This is a genomic window from Bacillus sp. UMB0728, assembly GCF_002858875.1.
In the GTDB taxonomy this organism is placed as follows: Bacteria; Bacillota; Bacilli; order Bacillales; family Cytobacillaceae; genus Bacillus_AB; species Bacillus_AB infantis.
The window spans coordinates 926,252-943,171 of the sequence record NZ_PKLA01000003.1 but is presented as its reverse complement, the minus strand read 5'-3'; the positions used below and the strand labels follow the sequence as shown (position 1 = coordinate 943,171).

Below are 16,920 nucleotides of genomic sequence, written 5' to 3'. Positions count from 1 at the left end.
TATGATAGAAAAGGACGATATTTTTTCCAGCAGGGAGGAAAATAGTATGAAAAAAATCAGCATCGCCGCCTTGCTAATGATATGCTCCGTTCTGTTCCTGAGCGCCTGTTCTGCATCCTTCCAAGAGGAGCAGAAAGCAGCGAAGAAGGCAGCGGAGACAGCTTTCACCCAAAAGCCCAAGGATGCAAATAATGAAAATGAAGAGATAGATTATTATTTGCCTTTTGGTGTCGAGGTTGAAGAAGAGAGCCCAAACAATCTAATCTTAAAAAATGGAAGCAAAACATATATCCTGTTTTATAACCAGAATGAGGGCAAAGGCAGCAAGGTGGTTTATGAGTCTGCGAAACTTCAGAACGAAAGCTATGAGGTGGATGAAACCTTCCAATATGATGGCAGATTCGGATTTATTCTAATTAAAAAGCTGGATGATGACAGAAGCGAATTGATTGTCGGAGCTGATGGGGTCAAGATCACAACGGAAACAAAGACCTCCAGCCTGAAAGCAGATGCTTCAATGATGATTGATATCGTCAATTCCGTCCGGATGAAATAGGCAGGCAAAGGGGTGTCCCTTTGCTTTTTTTTGTGTTTTTTCTAAGGACAAAAGGAAAATCTGGTTTCTCATAACAGAAAGCGCCCATACTAGGAAGGTTCCGGGTATATTTTTCTTCCTTTTTACATTGTACATGCTTACAATATAGGTTGTAACATCTGTCTTGACACATGACAATGAAGAATGAACGGGGGATTTTAAATGAGAGAGTTTGTGAAGAGAAAAGGGGTCAGCCTGTCTGCGAGGGTTTACTTTATAGATGCATTGAGCAGCATGGCATTAGGCCTGTTTTCTTCTCTGATTATAGGTCTGATCATTAAGACGGTGGGAGAGCAGCTGCCGGCAGGATATGGCGGGAGTTTTTTCATAGAAATGGGGACGCTCGCGATGGGGCTTATGGGGCCGGCAATCGGCGTTGCTGTTGCTTATGGGCTGAATGCGCCGCCGCTGGTACTGTTCGCTGCGATTGCAAGCGGGGCAGCAGGGGCCGCGCTGGGCGGACCAGCCGGGAGCTTTGCAGCTGCCCTGATATCTGTGGAGATTGGAAAGCTTGTCAGCAAGGAGACGAAAATCGATATTATTGTTACGCCTTTTGTTACGATATTGGCTGGCTATGGAACGGCAGCGCTGATAGGACCCGGAATAAGCTTCCTGTTAAAGGGTCTTGGAAGCATGATCATGTGGGGGACGGAGCAAAGGCCGATTTTAATGGGAATCATTGTGGCAGTGCTGATGGGCCTCGCCCTTACAGCACCTATCTCCAGTGCAGCCATTGCGCTGATGCTTGATCTGCACGGGCTTGCAGCAGGGGCGGCAACAATTGGATGTGCAGCCCAAATGGTCGGTTTTGCAGTCAGCAGCTACAGGGAAAATAAAGTAGGCGGCCTCATTGCCCAGGGACTTGGAACTTCAATGCTGCAGGTGCCGAATATCATCAGGAATCCGATGATCCTTCTCCCGCCGACCATTGCGGGTGCAGTTCTTGCACCGCTTGGTACCACTTTATTTGTTCTCGAGAACAATGCGGCAGGTGCGGGAATGGGGACAGCTGGCCTTGTCGGGCAGATCATGACTGTGACAGCAATGGGATTCAGCTCGGTTGTCTTCCTGAAAATAGTCATGTTGCATTTTGTTGGACCAGCCGCAATAAGCTTGTTATTATCTGAGTATATGAGGAAAAAAGGCTGGATCAAACATGACGATATGCTGATCCAGACAGGAGGAAAAAGAAATGAAAAAGCTTGAATCAATGGAACAGTTTGAGCAAATGAAAAATGAGGGGCAGCATATTTTTATGTTTTCAGCAGACTGGTGCCCTGACTGCCGCATCATCGAACCGATCCTTCCAGAGGTAGAAGAAAAGTTCAGCGATTATACCTTTGTATATGTAGACCGGGATGAATATATTGATCTGTGCGGGCAGCTTGATATCTTCGGCATCCCGAGCTTCATTGCCTTCAGGGATGGAGAGGAATCAGGCCGCTTTGTCAGCAAGGATAGGAAAACACAGGAAGAAATCGAGAATTTCATCGCCGGCCTCAGCCGCTGATATCTTTTGCCCTCCGTCTTCTTTGAGATGGAGGGCTTTCTATTGTACAATGGAAACTGCAGAAATTTCCCGTTAAGGAGGGAAAAAGGATGAAAATGGACAGCAGGAAAATGAAGGATGAATTAATGAAGAGGCTGGATGCTGATAACCGGTCTTTCGAATTTGATAAAAAAAAGGATACCCTCCGGATTGAAAATAAAGGGACGGGCAAAGGGATCACCATTTCGCTGCCTGGCATCATTGCTAAATGGCAGGAGCAGAAGGACAAGGCGATTGAAGAGGTGGCCTATTATGTGGAAGAAGGACTCAGGGCCATGTCGGGAGAATCCGGGCTTGAAGGCCATGAAAAAAATATCTTCCCTGTCATCAGGTCAACTTCTTTTCCGCAGGAATCTGAAGAAGGAATCTTGTTCCTGTTTGACGAACATACAGCAGAAACGAGGATCTATTATGCCCTTGACCAGGGCAAAACCTACAGGCTCATTGATTCAGCGCTCATGGAAAAAGAGGGCTGGACAGCTGAAAGGATCAGGGAGATTGCCTTATTTAATGTCAGGTCCCTGTCAACCGGGATTAAAAAGGACGAAGTGGCCGGCAATATCTTTTATTTTTTGAACGCAAATGACGGCTATGATGCGAGCCGCATCCTCAATGAAGCTTTTCTGAAGAGCATGGAGCAGCAGATAACCGGTGAGATGGCACTTGCCGTTCCCCATCAGGACGTCCTGATCATAGCGGATGTGCGGAATAATACAGGCTATGATATCCTCGCCCAGATGAACATGAGCTTCTTTGCAAGCGGCAGGGTACCGATTACGGCATTATCATTTCTTTATGAAAACGGGGAACTTGAGCCGATTTTCATTCTCGGCAAAAATAAGAAAAAGTGACAGGGGAAGGATCACGAAATGTGGTCCTTTTTTATATCTGATAGACAGGGAAAAGCCTGCAGGTTACACTGCCTGTAACAGTTGTAAACCCGATGTTAAACTGGTTATGCCAAAAGTATAAGCATGATGAGGGAAACTGTGGCAATTTTACCCATAAAGCCTATAAAAAGGCTCATTCTCTCTTTTTAACTCGAATTTTTATGAATAGCTGATAAAATAAAAGGGTAGGAAGAATAAGCTGCCCTTTTCATAGAATCTTAAGGGTTATTCTGCTTTTGTACCAGAAATTTGAGCATCCCCATACACCGACAGCTTTGCCTAAACAGCCTTTAAGAAAGAGTGATTGATATTGAGTTGGATAAAAAAACTATTCCGAGTGTTTAATAATGAAGACGAGTATAAAGAAACAGAAGAAGAGCAGCCGTACATAGAACCGGCAAAACCGAAAAAAGACAGAGACGGACGTGAGATGGAGGCCAGGATCCTCTACCAGTACCCTAAGGGTCAGTTCAGATTTCCGCTTATTCCTGATGAAGGCTCACCGGTAAAGGAAAGGAGACCCAGAGAAAAGCCGGAAAATCCTGGACATAATCCGCGAAGAAGCCAAAGGGAGCAGCCGGCGGCAGAAACCTGGAAGCATGGGCGGGGAAAGGCCGGCCCGCTGAATGATAGTCAAGAAAAAAGAAATAAACGGCAGCCGGAGCAGCATGAATCTTATTCGAAGCCTTCCCAAAAAAGCAAGAGCGAGCCGCCGATAGACAACCGCCACCGGCGCCCCTTCAGGCCAACGGAAATTCCTTCCCCGATATACGGGTTCGAACGGCCGAAGAAAAAGGAAGAATCAGTAGTCTATGAGATGAATAGCTTTGACCAGGTGAAAAACGCGCCACTTTTCGATGATATTGATTTTCTGAAGAAAACGGTCCTTGATGGAGGCCGGGAAAAAGAAAGCAATACTGTGAATAATCCGCCAGAGCCAGTGCCTGGAGAACAGCCGGAAGGCATCTCTGACCTGAAAGGAACCATCAGCCCTGATTTAAGGGTAGGATACGAAGAAGCCTCTGCCGTGCCAGGCAGTGCAGAAGAGAGTCCTGCTAAAGTAACGGATGCTGACACCTATACGGGCGGCCTCTCCAATCCAGCTGCTGAAAAAGCTTTTTCTGCAAAAGCGGACGAAGACGAACTTGTCGTGACAACAGAAGCAGGGCAGGAGAGGGAGGTGCTTGAAAGTGGCGATTCATATGCAGAGCTGCCGGCCGGCAGAATTGAAGCTGACAGCAGCATCAAACCTTTTGACGGTACCCCGCCGCTGGATGGCATGACTGAAGGGATCACCAGCAGTAACCCTGAAGTAATGGACAGCAGCACTCCTGAGGCCGGATATAGTACTGCCCCGGCCACCAAATTAGACTTTGAGCCCGATGAGGCGGAAGATGAAAATGCAGGTGAAGCGCTGGTTAACAGCAGCGATACAATCCTGCATGAAGACGCTGAGCCAAATAGAATAGATACTGAAGAATATAACAAGGATATCCCATATAACCCGTCGGGAACCGGGCCGGATCCACTTAATTTTGAAGCAGTGCCGGAACCTGCGGACGATCCTGCAGATTTGCCGGATAAGAATGAAATTGATAAAGAAACAGAAGCAGCAGTCCTATCCGGAGACCATGCTGAAAAAAATGCTGAACTCCAGGCAGGATCTGTCAAAGGTGAACAGTGTACTCAGATAACCGGCCAGCATGAAGCAGCGTCTGCCCTGCTGCTGGATGAGGCGGAGCCGGAAACTGTAGAGGGAAGGGCCGGGGAAACCCGTGAGGACATTCCTCCCCGCGCAGAAGAAGAGCCGAAGCCGAAGCCAAGATCACCGCTGCCTTTCAATGTGATTATGCTGAAGCAGGACAGAAGGATTGCAGAGCAGAAGAAAAAAGAACAAAATACCGCTGTGAAGCAAATGCCTGTCACCCGGGAAAATACAGAAGAAGCAACGCCGCCGGCTGTCTCAGCTGAAGTTATCGGGAATGAAGCGCCTGCAAATACAAATGTACAGGGACGCGGCGAGGATAATGCCCTCGCTTCTGATTATAATTATGCTCCACAGCCAAATGAAACTGCAGCAGCGGCAGAACCAGCACAATTCCATCAGCAGGCTGAAGAGCCAGCTGAACAGACACAAGCAGGGACGCGACAGGAACTGGACGGATTCCATCAGTATGGCCAGCCGGCAGAAGATCCGAAATACAAGGCCTATGAATTTCCGGCAAAAAGCCTGCTTGCCCCTCCAGTCATTCCTGAGGACAATGAGGAGTGGCTGCTGGAGCAGGAAGAGTTCCTTAATCTGACACTGAAGAATTTCAATGTCAGGGCAAAGGTTGTTAATGTAACCCAGGGGCCTTCTGTTACCCGATTTGAGGTTCAGCCGGAGCCCGGAGTTAAAGTAAATAAAATCACGAACCTGACTGATGATATTAAGCTCAGCCTGGCCGCCAGGGATATCCGTATGGAAGCGCCGATCCCGGGCAAGCATACCATCGGAATTGAGGTACCGAACCAGAAGAGCAGGCCGGTATTGATCAGCGAGATCATCAATACGCCTGTGTTCAGGGACGGAGAATCGCCGCTGACTGCAGTCCTTGGGCTGGACATCTCGGGAAGCCCGATCGTCACTGATCTGCGGAAGATGCCTCACGGACTGATTGCCGGTGCAACCGGATCCGGAAAAAGCGTCTGCATCAACTCAATCCTTGTCAGCCTTCTTTATAAAGCATCGCCTGATGAGCTGAAGCTTCTGCTGATCGATCCGAAAATGGTCGAGCTTGCTCCATACAACCAGATACCTCATCTTGTCAGCCCGGTCATTACAGATGTGAAGGCCGCCACTGCAGCACTGAAATGGGCGGTGGAAGAGATGGAGCGGCGCTATGAGCTGTTTGCACACGCAGGTGTCAGGGATATCAACCGTTTCAATCAGCTGGCTGAACAGCATAAACGCTATTCTGACAAGCTTCCGTTCATTGTCATTGTCATTGATGAGCTTGCTGACCTGATGATGATGTCCCCGGCAGATGTTGAGGAAGCAATCTGCCGGATCGCCCAAAAGGCGAGGGCATGCGGCATTCATTTGATCATCGCCACACAAAGGCCGTCTGTCGATGTCATCACTGGCCTGATTAAAGCCAATGTCCCGACAAGGGTGGCATTCTCTGTATCCTCCCAGGTCGATTCACGAACCATCATCGACATCAGCGGTGCCGAAAAGCTCTTGGGCAGAGGGGATATGCTCTTCCTGGAAAATGGCTCATCCAAGCCGGTCAGGCTTCAGGGAACTTATGTTTCCGATGCAGAAATTGATGAAGTCGTCGCCCATGCGAGGAGCCAGCGCAAGCCGGATTATTTATTTGAACAGGAAGAGCTCCTGAAAAAAGCACAGGCAACCGAGGAGGAAGATGAGCTTTTCTATGAGGCGTGCGAGTATGTTGTCGATCAGGGCAGCGCATCGACATCAAGTGTCCAGAGGCGCTTTAAGATCGGCTATAACCGTGCTGCAAGGCTGATCGGCATGATGGAGGACTGCGGCTATATCTCTGAGGCAAAAGGAAGCAAGCCGCGTGATGTGCTGATCACGGAAACAGACCTCGAGGCCATGCAAGACACTAGTACAATGCTATAATACGTGGTATTCTTTACATGCATGTAAAGAATACTAAAATAACGGTAGTTATAACTGATTTGGTATGAGGAGCTTTAGGATGAAAGAAATTGAGCTAAAGATTCAAGGCAAGATCAAGCGGCTTACAAATAAGACCTTTAAATTTGATGAAAGAGTAAGAGACGGCTGGTTTTCAGCTGTCTATTTCTTAAAGACACGGGAGATTGTCAAGAAATATCACAAAGACAATATCGTGACCATGCAATTCTTCCAGAAAAATCATGCTGTCCTTTGCGGGACCGATGAAGTGATTGCATTGATCCATACATTCGCCGAAAATCCGGATGAGCTGGAAATCTTTTCTTTGAAAGATGGAGATAAAATCAGCCCATTCGAAACGGTCATGACGATTACCGGGCCCTATCAGAGCTTCGGCTATCTTGAGGGGATCATTGACGGCATCCTTGCGAGGAGAACGTCAGTTGCCACTAATGTGTATAACACGGTCAAGGCAGCAGGAACGTCAGGCAGGCAAAAACAGGTCATCTTCATGGGTGACCGGGATGACCATTATATCACCCAGGCCGGAGACGGCTATGCCGCCCATATAGGCGGAGCGACTGCCCAGGCTACCCATGCCATGAACGAATGGTGGGGCAAGCAGGGGATGGGAACAATGCCGCATGCCCTTATCCAGATGTTTGACGGGGACCTGGTGGCAGCAACCAAGGCATATCAGGAGACATACCCTGAGGATGCCCTGATTGCGCTTGTTGATTATAATAATGATGCTATAACAGATTCCCTGAAAGTTGCGAGGGAATTCGGCGATGAGCTGAAGGGTGTCCGTGTTGATACCTCCAGGACAATGATCGACCAATATTTCCTGAGGAATCAGCATCTTCTCGGGACCTTTGATCCACGGGGCGTTAATGCGGAGCTGATTTTTGCATTAAGGAAGGCGCTGGATGACGAAGGGTATAATCATGTGAAAATTGTTGTCAGCGGCGGCTTTAATGAAATGAGAATCCAGGAATTTGAAGAAAACGGTGTGCCAGTCGATACTTACGGCATAGGCAACAGCCTGCTGAAGATCAATATCGGCTTCACCGGAGATAATGTTCTGATCAATGGTAAGCATGCTGCAAAAGCAGGAAGGCGCTACAGGCCGAATCCGCGGCTGGAAAAAGTAGAGTTTTAATTCATTTTCGGCCCTGGGGAATTGGAGGGAGCACCCGGATATGGAGAATACAATTAAAGACTTGGAAGCCTACCGCAAACAGAAGCAGGCTAAGGGTGAAGAGAACGCGCTGGCCCTTTACCGGAAAGCACAGAAGGATTTTGCGGTGAATGCGAACATAAGAGAAAAGGTCCGTGCCCGCCATATTTTCCGGGAAGCAGCCGGCCTGCCGGGCGGAATCCCATTCAGCAGTGAACAGGAAGAAGTGTTTGAGGACTGGTTCTTATTCGATTATATAAGCATCAGGGGCTTTACGATGTTTAACCTTTTCCTCCGCCGGAATACCGGCCAATTAGCCGAGGCAGATCTCATTCAGGGAGCGCTTTTCCTCAGCTCTGTCCTCCAGCCTGTAAAGATTGAAAGGGCAGAAGGAGAAATACTTGCTGCCTATGATATTCTGACCGGGGAAAAGCTTCAGCTGAAAGCCGCGGAAAGCATCAGCCTTGAGGAGGGGCGCTCCTATTTCATCAGGTGCATACCCGTTTTCTCCCGGACCTTCTGTTTTGGCCCTGCTTTTCCAATGGACAATACAGACGCTGTTGTGGAGAGTTACAATGAGGCTGTTCGGGAAGGTATGGCCTATAGGCCTTTTCTAAAAAAGACTGCCGTGGCCTTCCTGTTCATTGGTGATATGTGAGTCTATTCACGCTGATTTTTGCCAATTTTAGCCATGCGATCCCGGCCGAACCCCGTTCAGGCCGCCCCTGCCGCCAGCCGGAGTGTTGTGCTACATAGTTTTTGTGCTTGAAAGATGATATAATACTTTAATCTGCTTATGCAGGAAACTTTTGTCCGTAATGAATATATGAGCAATTTATAGTCAGATATCATATACTGTGTTACAGATAGACGACAGTTGGAGGTTCTTTATATGACTATTTACCATTTTGTAGGTATAAAAGGGTCTGGAATGAGCGCCTTGGCTCAAGTCCTTCATGATATGAATTATCATGTTCAGGGATCTGATGTAGAAAAGCGTTTTTTTACACAGATTTCGCTTGAACAGTCAGGAATAAAGATCCTTCCTTTCCAAAAGGAAAACATACAGCCTGGAATGACCGTTATAGCAGGCAATGCGTACCCGGATACGCATGAAGAAATTCAGGAAGCCATGAAGCTGGGCCTTCCGATCGTCCGCTACCACCGCTTCCTTGGGGACTTTATGAAGAAGTTCACCAGTGTAGCTGTTACTGGGGCGCATGGCAAGACCTCCACTACAGGGCTGCTGGCCCATGTTATGAAGGGAGCAAAACCGACTTCTTTCCTTATTGGGGACGGAACGGGCAGAGGGGATGCCGATGCTGAATATTTCGTTTTTGAAGCTTGCGAATATAGAAGGCATTTTCTTTCATATTTCCCTGATTATGCAATCATGACGAATATAGATTTTGACCACCCTGATTATTTCGCCAATATTGATGATGTGTTCTCTGCATTCCAGGAGATGTCATGGCAGGTGAATAAGGGTATTTTTGCATGCGGCGATGATGAGCAGCTGCAAAAGATCCAGGCAAAAGTTCCTGTCTTGTTTTACGGATTTGGGGAGGAAAATGACTTCCAGGCACGAAATGTCATCAAGAGCACGGAAGGAACAACCTTTGATGTTTTTGTGCGCAACACCTTTTATGATACTTTCTCAATCCCTCAGTTCGGCGACCATAACGTACTGAATTCATTGGCCGTTATTGCACTTTGCCATTATGAGGAAATTGATTCTGAAATCGTCAAAGATCTCCTGCTGACATTTGAGGGAGTGAAAAGAAGATTTTCGGAGAAGAAAGTGGCAAGCCAGGTTATCATTGACGACTATGCTCATCACCCGACGGAGATTCGCGCGACGGTCGAGGCAGCCAGGCAGAAATATCCGGAAAAAGAAATAGTGGCTGTATTCCAGCCTCATACCTTTACCCGGACACAGACATTCCTGGATGACTTTGCCGAAAGCCTTAATAAAGCTGATAAAGTTTATCTTTGCGATATTTTCGGTTCAGCCAGGGAGAACCATGGAAAGCTGACCATTACAGATCTTCAGGACAGGATCCCAAGCTCGGAAATCATGAAAGAAGAAGATACAAGTGCGCTGAAACAGCACGAAAACAGTGTCATCCTCTTTATGGGAGCGGGAGACATCCAGAAATTCCAGGAAGCATATGAGGGCACTTTATAAGTTCCGTGCAGAAGCGTTGGGCAGGCTGTCTCCTGGCGCTCTCCGGAAAGGCCTTTTGGCTACATAAGAAAAAGGATGCAGGCTCATGCTGCATCCTTTTTTGCTGTTAAGGAATTTATAAATTGTAAGACTTGTGTATAATTTTCAATTCTTGATCCACGTCCAGCAGCTGCGCCCAGGTCACTAGCCAAACCTCCCAAAAAGGTTTCCGGGAGGTTCGTCTTGAGGGCTCCAGCATGGGAGTCATGCAGACGTTGCCACAGGACGTGGCGTTCTTAGTCTGCGTTTCTTAAGGTGATCAAGGAGCTTGCGCTTTTATTCCTGTTTATTTAAGATTTTCAGGGTTCAGCGCATCGAGTTCAGGGATGACGAATCTTCCATCCTTCCGGATCAGGACATCGTCAAAGTAGATTTCCCCTCCGCCATAGTCCGGACGCTGGATATTGACCATATCCCAGTGGATATTGGATGAATTGCCATTGTAGGCTTCATCATAGCATTGCCCTGGCGTGAAGTGGAAACTGCCATCAATTTTCTCATCGAAAAGAATGTCCTGCATCGGATGGAGGATATAAGGGTTCACGCCGATGGCGAATTCCCCGATATAGCGGGCGCCTTCATCTGTATCAAAGATCTTGTTGATTCTGTCTGTATCATTTGCTGACGCCTCAACAATCTTTCCATCCTTAAAGGTAAGCTTGACATTCTCAAAAGTAAATCCGTGATAAGGAGATGGAGTATTATATGTAATCACGCCGTTAACAGAATCTTTCACAGGAGCCGTATAGACTTCGCCGTCAGGAATATTCATCTGTCCAGAGCATTTGATTGCCGGAATATCCTTAATGGAGAAGGTCAAATCTGTCCCGGGGCCTGTCAGCCTTACTTTGTCTGTTTTGTCCATAAGCTCCACAAGGCTGTCCATCGCTTTGTCCATCTTGCCGTAATCCAGATTGCAGACATTAAAATAGAAATCCTCGAACGCCTCTGTGCTCATTTTCGCAAGCTGTGCCATTGAGGAGTTAGGATATCTCAGTACAACCCATTTTGTTTTTGGCACGCGGATTTCCCTGTGGACTTTCTTACCGATCGTGCTGCCGTGGATTTTCATTTTATCATCCGGCACATCGGCATGTTCATTGATGTTATCTCCAGATCTAAGGCCAATATAAGCATCCATCTTGCCCATCACGTTTGCTTCAAAGTCAGCCATCATATCGAACTGCTCATCCTGCGCGCCGAGCAGGAGCGCCCTGTCGACCTGCTGGTCCTTCAGCAGCACGAACGGGAAGCCGCCCGCTGCATAGGCTTCAGCGACAAGTGCAGTAACCAGTTCGCGCTGAAGTCCAAAGTTTTCAATTAAAACTTTCTCACCTTTTTGAAGGCGCACTGAATAATTAATTAAATTTTTTGCCAATGTTTGAATCCGGGGATCTTTCATCCTGATTCCTCCTTCATTTCTTCGTACAGCTATTATTGTACCCGAAAAAGCTTTTTTCTGCTTTAAATGATTATACTGGCAGTTGTGCCTGTGGGGATTTGCAAAAGCTCCATGGTGATGGATATAATATTTTCGTACATAGTCAATCTGCAATCAGCTTTATTAGTTCATGCTGATTTTTGGCTCATTGTGAAACTCATCTGTTTTACAAGCGCCTTTTAGCCATGAAGAACATCTGGCTGAATGATCCCCAATATCAGCCGCAATGTTTAACACAGCCTGCAATTATAATGCTAAATGCCGCAAAAAGCAGGAGATTCAGGCCGGCTGATGGAATTACTTACAAGGACGGCCCTGGTTTAGGGTGCCTATCCCCGGGTAATAGAATAAATATATAACAATCATGGAGGTGCTTCTTTTGGAAATTATTCTATATTTGAGCGTGGCTTTAATAGCAGTAGCCTTTTTAGTGCTCGTCATTTTCCTATCCCGAACATTGAAATCCCTGGCGACAACATTGGATAGTGTGTCAACTACCTTAGATGGGCTTGAACAGCAGCTGGACGGTGTAACCCGTGAGACCACTGTTCTGCTTCATAAGACGAATGCCCTTGCGAGCGACATTCAGCAGAAGTCGGAAAGCCTTAATGGAGTGGTCAATGCGGTGAGGGATGTCGGAGATTCTGTCAGAAAGTTCAATGGGACGATTCAATCCATTTCTTCATCGGTCAATACGCAGGTTGAACAGAATAAGGATAAAATCTCCCAGGTGGTTCAATGGAGCAATGTATTCCTTGAGCTGAAAGATAAGTGGAAGATTCGCAAACAGCAGTCTTCTCCGCTCCAGAACCATATTGAGGATATACCGCCCGCAGAAAGAGCAGTAGAAAGAGCGGCTGTGAGAGCCCGGGAAAGAGAAAGAGCAAAATATTAAAGGAAGTGTAGGAGGATCCCACATGGCTTACAATGAAAGAATGACTACGCAGGCAAACGAGACAAGGCAGGAAGATAATATTAATTCCAAGGATTTTCTGATTGGTGCCCTGGTCGGCGGAATGGTGGGTGCTGCGGCAGCATTATTCCTTGCCCCTAAGACAGGGAAAGAGCTGAGGACAGACCTGAATGAGCAGGCTGCGGTGCTGAAGGAGAAAACTGGCCATCTTAAAGAGACAGCTATGACAAAAGGTTCTGAATTGGCATCAGCAGCCAAAGAAAAGACCAGCACACTTACTCAGAGCGTTTCAAAGCAGTCTTCAGGCCTGGTTGAAAAGGTAAAGGGCATGTCAGGAAAGGCCGGCAGCCAATCTGAGGATTCCAGCGAAGAAGAGGAGGCGTTCACTGAAACAGTGCCTTCCGGCTCAGCTGCAATGCTTTCAGAAGAGGATGGGGAAAGCATACAGCAGAAGCTGGAGGAAACAAAGAACGCTTTTGATGAAACAGAAATGAAATACCGATAATTAGGAAATCAGGCGGTGGAGTGTTAAAATGACTCTGCCGCATTCTTTATTTCAGGAGGAAATAAGATGAAACAAATACATTCAATCGAAGAATTTAATAGCATTTTAGAAGAAAAGAGCCCGGCATTTCTACTGAAGCACAGCACCACCTGCCCTGTAAGCCAGGCGGCTTATGAAGAGTATGAAAGCTTCACGTCTTCTAACAGCAGCGTTCCTGCCTATTTTTTAACTGTACAGGATGCCCGCCCTGTCTCCAATCATGTGGCTGAGGAATATCATATTAAGCATGAATCCCCTCAGGCGATTCTTTTCTTGAACAAAGATGTTGTATGGCATGCATCACACTGGAAAATAACAGAAGACTCACTGGCGAAGGCTGTAAGTGAAAACAGCTGACACCAAAAGGCCGTTCCGGTAAAGGGACGGCCTTTTTAATTTATTTTACTTTAATGTGCTCAGGCCAGTGGATATGGAGGGTGTCCCCAGCATTTACCGGTTCATGGAAGGAGCATTTCCTTCCATTCCTCATTAGTTCAAAGCTGCCGGCTGCATGAGCGGGCGGCTTTACTTCAACATAGGTGAAAAGATCCTGGAAAATAAAAGGTTCTTCAGGGAGGTTCCTGATCTGGATTGAATCCCCGCTCCTGATTATACTCTCAGCTTTCAGCTTCACATCTTCGCGCCAAACCTCGGCTGCATCCCTTGTCAGGGTAATGCGCTCGCCGTTAAAGAATACAGGCAATGTCCGCGTAAGTGTCAGCTGCTTCTTTTCAGCCAGCTCGGCCACTGTCGCCTGGTGTTTTCCCGCGGCTTCAATCACATCCCCATCTTCACAGCCGCTTGAAGGTTTGGCATCAATCCCATTTCGGGTCAGCCTTCCAGAAAGAGAGGGAATGTATGTTTCTTTTCCGTTAATCCTCAGATGGAAGGGCTTTATGCTTTTTAATAAGTCCCCCAGGTTAAGAGTCTTTAAGACCGATTCAATGCTGTCAGCACTTCTGCACTCAATTTTATCGCGGTCCTCCACAGAATCTTCCGAAGACGCTGCTATACCGTTTTTGGAAATGATTGCTTTGACACTATAGTCCTTCCCATTGACGATCAGGTTTTTATCCGGAATGGTATCGACCAGGTCCTTAATTTTAAGAAAAGATGCTCTTCCGTCAGCGCCCCTGGCAACTGTCAGCATATCTCCATCCTTGACTCCGTCATCCAAAGAACAGGCAGAGCCATTTTGCAGCAGAACAGGCGGATTGCCGTGCTCTCCAGGTATCGTGATGCTTAGGCCGTTCAAGGATATAATCTTGGCCATGCCGGGCTTTCCATAAAGCTTGCTCATTTTGATCCCGGCAGCAAGGAGGCAGTCGCCCACAGTCAATTTTTTCACTTCAAAAAGGCGGACAGGCAGATCATTTACATAAACGGTCCTGTATTGGACAGGAGACTGCAAGGCCGCTATCGCTATCCCAACCGGCGTAACAAGATCAGGGCCTTTTAATATATGGTCGGCGAAGGCCAGGGAAGCGACTGCATCAATCCCCCTGATGGCAACCCGGTTCTCCGGGAGTTCCAGGCGGGCTGCAACCATTTGGGGCAGGCGCGGCGTAAGGCTCCCGCCCCCCACAAGCATGACGGCCTTGGGAGATTTATGATTATTGAGCTGCAGAATTTCATTACAAATCGAATCTGCAAGCTTTTCGATTGCCGGTTCAATTTGTGAAATAATATCTTCACTGTCCCAGTCTGTTTCAAAGCCGAGAATATCTGTCGTTTTAATCGTATTGTGATCAAGCAGTTTCCGTTTTGCTTCTTCAGCCAAAGGGAAATCGAGAAGAAGCTGATCGCTGAGTGACTCAGTGATCTCATCCCCGGCAACAGGGACCATACCATATGCAATAACGGTTCCGGAATCTGTAAGGGCAATATCAGAAGTACCAGCCCCAATGTCGACAAGCGCAACGTTCAGCCTCCTCATGGACGGCGGTATGAGGACATTGATGGCGGCAATAGGCTCGAGTGTAAGAGCCTGCATTTCAAGGCCGGCACGGTGGAGGGCAGAAATCAGCGACTCAACGACCACTCTGGGAAGGAATGTTGCAATAATATCGACTGAAGCTTCTTCTCCCTGCTGGTCAATGAGATTGCCAATTTCTTCACCATCCAGCCTGTAATGCAGCACAGAGTATCCGACACAATAATAATAATGGCTTTTATCCGACTTCTGCTCTTCCGCTACTTCTGCCTGCGCCTGCTGAACCGCGCTCAGCTCAAGATGGAGGATATCATCCTTCTGGATTATTGGCTTGCCGGTGATATTGACGGATGCCTGGGCCCTTTTAGTTTTGAGGGCCCTTCCGGCAGCTGCGACGCAGACCTTTTTTAAGGGGCCATGGGCTGCTTCAAGGTCTTCCTTAATCTCAGCGATGATTTTGGATACAGAGATGACGTCGTGGATCTGTCCATCAAGCATGGCTCGTTCTTTATGTTCTTTCGTGTGGATATCTATTACTTTGAACTGCCCGTCCTGTTCTTCCAGGATGATTCCGACCACTGAACGGGTGCCGATATCAAGGGCGAATATTTTATTTTTAAGCAAGGGATGCACCTTCTTTTACAGGATAGAGGAAACTTAAGCCTATCTGCATAGGTAAATTTCTTTAATGCTTAAAAGCGTTTAATTAATAAAGAAAAAATACGTGACATTGGCAGTTAATTCATATATAATAATCCCTAATTATAAAAAATGTATCATATTTTAACAGGCCGATAAAGAAGAACCGTTGCGGATGCTAATTTAGGGCGCAATACTTCGGTTCAGCCAAAGAGAAGGGACGGGACATGATGAGCAATAAAGAATTAGATCAGCTGCGCGAACGAGTAGAGGAAATCAATCTTCAGCTGTTATCATTGATCAGCGAGAGGGCAAGCCTTGTTCAGGAAATTGGAAGGGTTAAGGAAACTCAGGGTGTTAACCGCTATGATCCTGTCCGTGAAAGAAAAATGCTGGATTCCATTAAAGAACATAACGAGGGGCCGTTTGAAAACTCAACGATCGAGCACCTGTTCAAGGAAATCTTTAAGGCAGGGCTTGAACTGCAGAAAGATGACCACCGCAAAGCGCTCCTTGTTTCCCGGAAGAAAAAGCCGGAAAATACCATTGTCGATTTAAGAGGCGAAAAAATCGGCGACGGCAACCCGCATTTTGTCTTTGGTCCATGTGCTGTCGAGTCCTATGAACAAGTGGCTACAGTTGCGGCAGCAGTAAAGGCCAAGGGCATGAAGCTTCTCCGCGGCGGTGCCTATAAGCCTAGAACCTCTCCTTATGATTTCCAGGGGCTGGGACTTGAAGGCCTGAAAATCCTGAAGAGAGTCGCAGATGAATATGACCTTGCTGTTATCAGTGAAATAGTCAATCCTGCTGATATTGAAACAGCTTCAGAATACCTGGATGTCATTCAGATCGGTGCAAGGAATATGCAGAACTTCGAGCTCCTGAAAGCAGCGGGTGCAGCCAATAAACCGGTATTGCTTAAGAGGGGCCTTGCGGCTACCATTGAAGAATTCATCAATGCCGCTGAATATATCATGGCTCAGGGCAATGGGCAGATCATCCTCTGCGAGAGGGGCATCCGCACATACGAACGTGCAACACGCAATACGCTTGATATTTCTGCCGTTCCAATCCTGAAGCAGGAAACGCATCTTCCTGTTATGGTCGATGTCACCCACTCTACCGGAAGAAGGGATTTGCTTCTTCCAACTGCCAAAGCAGCACTGGCAATCGGTGCAGACGGCGTGATGGCCGAAGTCCACCCTGATCCTGCGGTTGCTCTCTCGGATTCAGCACAGCAGATGGACCTGAATCAGTTTGACGATTTCATGGCACAGCTTAAGGCTTCTTCCTTTGTAAAAGTATAAGGCAGAGCATACAGGGATATTCCTTTGCCGGCTATATAAAAAGGGCTCTTCTG

14 protein-coding genes are annotated in these 16,920 nt (G+C 47.3%); 12 read left to right on the top strand and 2 right to left on the bottom strand.

Features of this window, described 5'->3' with window-relative positions:
* Positions 1-46: 46 nt before the first annotated feature.
* The 8 genes from CYJ37_RS15695 (at position 47) to murC (ending at position 10,051) form a co-directional block, all read left to right on the top strand.
* Complete coding sequence (locus CYJ37_RS15695; RefSeq protein WP_094767241.1) at positions 47-556, top strand: hypothetical protein; 510 nt, start codon at positions 47-49, stop codon at positions 554-556.
* Positions 557-757: 201 nt separating this feature from the next.
* Positions 758-1,801: a PTS transporter subunit IIC gene (locus tag CYJ37_RS15690; protein ID WP_009795379.1), complete on the top strand. Its 1,044-nt coding sequence runs from the start codon at positions 758-760 to the stop codon at positions 1,799-1,801.
* Complete coding sequence (locus CYJ37_RS15685) at positions 1,788-2,105, top strand: thioredoxin family protein (protein ID WP_009795378.1); 318 nt, start codon at positions 1,788-1,790, stop codon at positions 2,103-2,105. Before CYJ37_RS15690 ends, CYJ37_RS15685 begins: the two co-directional genes overlap by 14 nt.
* A gap of 89 nt (positions 2,106-2,194) precedes the next feature.
* Positions 2,195-2,995, top strand: a complete 801-nt coding sequence (locus CYJ37_RS15680; RefSeq protein ID WP_009795377.1) for a DUF1444 domain-containing protein — start codon at positions 2,195-2,197, stop codon at positions 2,993-2,995.
* 349 nt (positions 2,996-3,344) lie between these two features.
* Complete coding sequence (locus CYJ37_RS27790) at positions 3,345-6,665, top strand: DNA translocase FtsK (RefSeq protein WP_257964238.1); 3,321 nt, start codon at positions 3,345-3,347, stop codon at positions 6,663-6,665.
* A gap of 79 nt (positions 6,666-6,744) precedes the next feature.
* The gene (locus CYJ37_RS15670) at positions 6,745-7,845 is read left to right on the top strand and encodes a nicotinate phosphoribosyltransferase (RefSeq protein WP_009795375.1); all 1,101 of its coding nucleotides are present in this window, start codon (positions 6,745-6,747) and stop codon (positions 7,843-7,845) included.
* Positions 7,846-7,885: 40 nt separating this feature from the next.
* Complete coding sequence (locus CYJ37_RS15665) at positions 7,886-8,521, top strand: hypothetical protein (RefSeq protein ID WP_009795374.1); 636 nt, start codon at positions 7,886-7,888, stop codon at positions 8,519-8,521.
* A gap of 234 nt (positions 8,522-8,755) precedes the next feature.
* The gene (gene murC, locus CYJ37_RS15660) at positions 8,756-10,051 is read left to right on the top strand and encodes a UDP-N-acetylmuramate--L-alanine ligase (RefSeq protein WP_009795373.1); all 1,296 of its coding nucleotides are present in this window, start codon (positions 8,756-8,758) and stop codon (positions 10,049-10,051) included.
* Between the two features lie 325 nt (positions 10,052-10,376).
* On the opposite strand, the gene CYJ37_RS15655 is transcribed toward murC, so the two are convergent.
* Positions 10,377-11,492, bottom strand: coding sequence for an aminopeptidase (locus tag CYJ37_RS15655; RefSeq protein WP_101550547.1), 1,116 nt, complete (start codon positions 11,490-11,492; stop codon positions 10,377-10,379).
* Positions 11,493-11,910: 418 nt separating this feature from the next.
* Here CYJ37_RS15655 and CYJ37_RS15650 point away from each other — a divergent pair, with 418 nt between their 5' ends.
* The 3 genes from CYJ37_RS15650 to ytxJ all read left to right on the top strand — a co-directional run bounded on the left by CYJ37_RS15650 (position 11,911) and on the right by ytxJ (position 13,345).
* Complete coding sequence (locus CYJ37_RS15650; RefSeq protein ID WP_022544286.1) at positions 11,911-12,426, top strand: DUF948 domain-containing protein; 516 nt, start codon at positions 11,911-11,913, stop codon at positions 12,424-12,426.
* A 22-nt stretch (positions 12,427-12,448) separates the two neighbouring features.
* Entirely contained in the window at positions 12,449-12,949 is a 501-nt protein-coding gene (locus CYJ37_RS15645; protein ID WP_101550545.1) for a YtxH domain-containing protein, read from the top strand.
* A gap of 66 nt (positions 12,950-13,015) precedes the next feature.
* Positions 13,016-13,345 carry a bacillithiol system redox-active protein YtxJ gene (ytxJ, locus tag CYJ37_RS15640; protein ID WP_009795368.1) on the top strand — a complete coding sequence of 110 codons (330 nt, stop codon included), beginning with the start codon at positions 13,016-13,018 and terminating at the stop codon, positions 13,343-13,345.
* Positions 13,346-13,385: 40 nt separating this feature from the next.
* Here the strand turns inward: ytxJ and CYJ37_RS15635 are convergent, their stop codons facing one another.
* Complete coding sequence (locus CYJ37_RS15635) at positions 13,386-15,545, bottom strand: cell division protein FtsA (RefSeq protein WP_101550543.1); 2,160 nt, start codon at positions 15,543-15,545, stop codon at positions 13,386-13,388.
* A gap of 245 nt (positions 15,546-15,790) precedes the next feature.
* On the opposite strand from CYJ37_RS15635, the gene CYJ37_RS15630 reads away from it, so the two are divergent.
* A complete protein-coding gene (locus CYJ37_RS15630) occupies positions 15,791-16,867 on the top strand; it encodes a bifunctional 3-deoxy-7-phosphoheptulonate synthase/chorismate mutase (protein ID WP_035403260.1) in 1,077 nt (358 codons plus the stop codon).
* The last annotated feature ends 53 nt before the right edge of the window (positions 16,868-16,920 follow it).

Bases quoted from the DNA above. Each gene is read 5' to 3' on its own strand.
- CYJ37_RS15695 (WP_094767241.1), top strand. From the start codon at position 47: ATGAAAAAAATCAGCATCGCCGCCTTGCTAATGATATGCTCCGTTCTG.
- CYJ37_RS15690 (WP_009795379.1), top strand. From the start codon at position 758: ATGAGAGAGTTTGTGAAGAGAAAAGGGGTCAGCCTGTCTGCGAGGGTT.
- CYJ37_RS15685 (WP_009795378.1), top strand. From the start codon at position 1,788: ATGAAAAAGCTTGAATCAATGGAACAGTTTGAGCAAATGAAAAATGAG.
- CYJ37_RS15680 (WP_009795377.1), top strand. From the start codon at position 2,195: ATGAAAATGGACAGCAGGAAAATGAAGGATGAATTAATGAAGAGGCTG.
- CYJ37_RS15670 (WP_009795375.1), top strand. From the start codon at position 6,745: ATGAAAGAAATTGAGCTAAAGATTCAAGGCAAGATCAAGCGGCTTACA.
- CYJ37_RS15665 (WP_009795374.1), top strand. From the start codon at position 7,886: ATGGAGAATACAATTAAAGACTTGGAAGCCTACCGCAAACAGAAGCAG.
- murC (WP_009795373.1), top strand. From the start codon at position 8,756: ATGACTATTTACCATTTTGTAGGTATAAAAGGGTCTGGAATGAGCGCC.
- CYJ37_RS15655 (WP_101550547.1), bottom strand. From the start codon at position 11,492: ATGAAAGATCCCCGGATTCAAACATTGGCAAAAAATTTAATTAATTAT.
- CYJ37_RS15645 (WP_101550545.1), top strand. From the start codon at position 12,449: ATGGCTTACAATGAAAGAATGACTACGCAGGCAAACGAGACAAGGCAG.
- ytxJ (WP_009795368.1), top strand. From the start codon at position 13,016: ATGAAACAAATACATTCAATCGAAGAATTTAATAGCATTTTAGAAGAA.
- CYJ37_RS15630 (WP_035403260.1), top strand. From the start codon at position 15,791: ATGAGCAATAAAGAATTAGATCAGCTGCGCGAACGAGTAGAGGAAATC.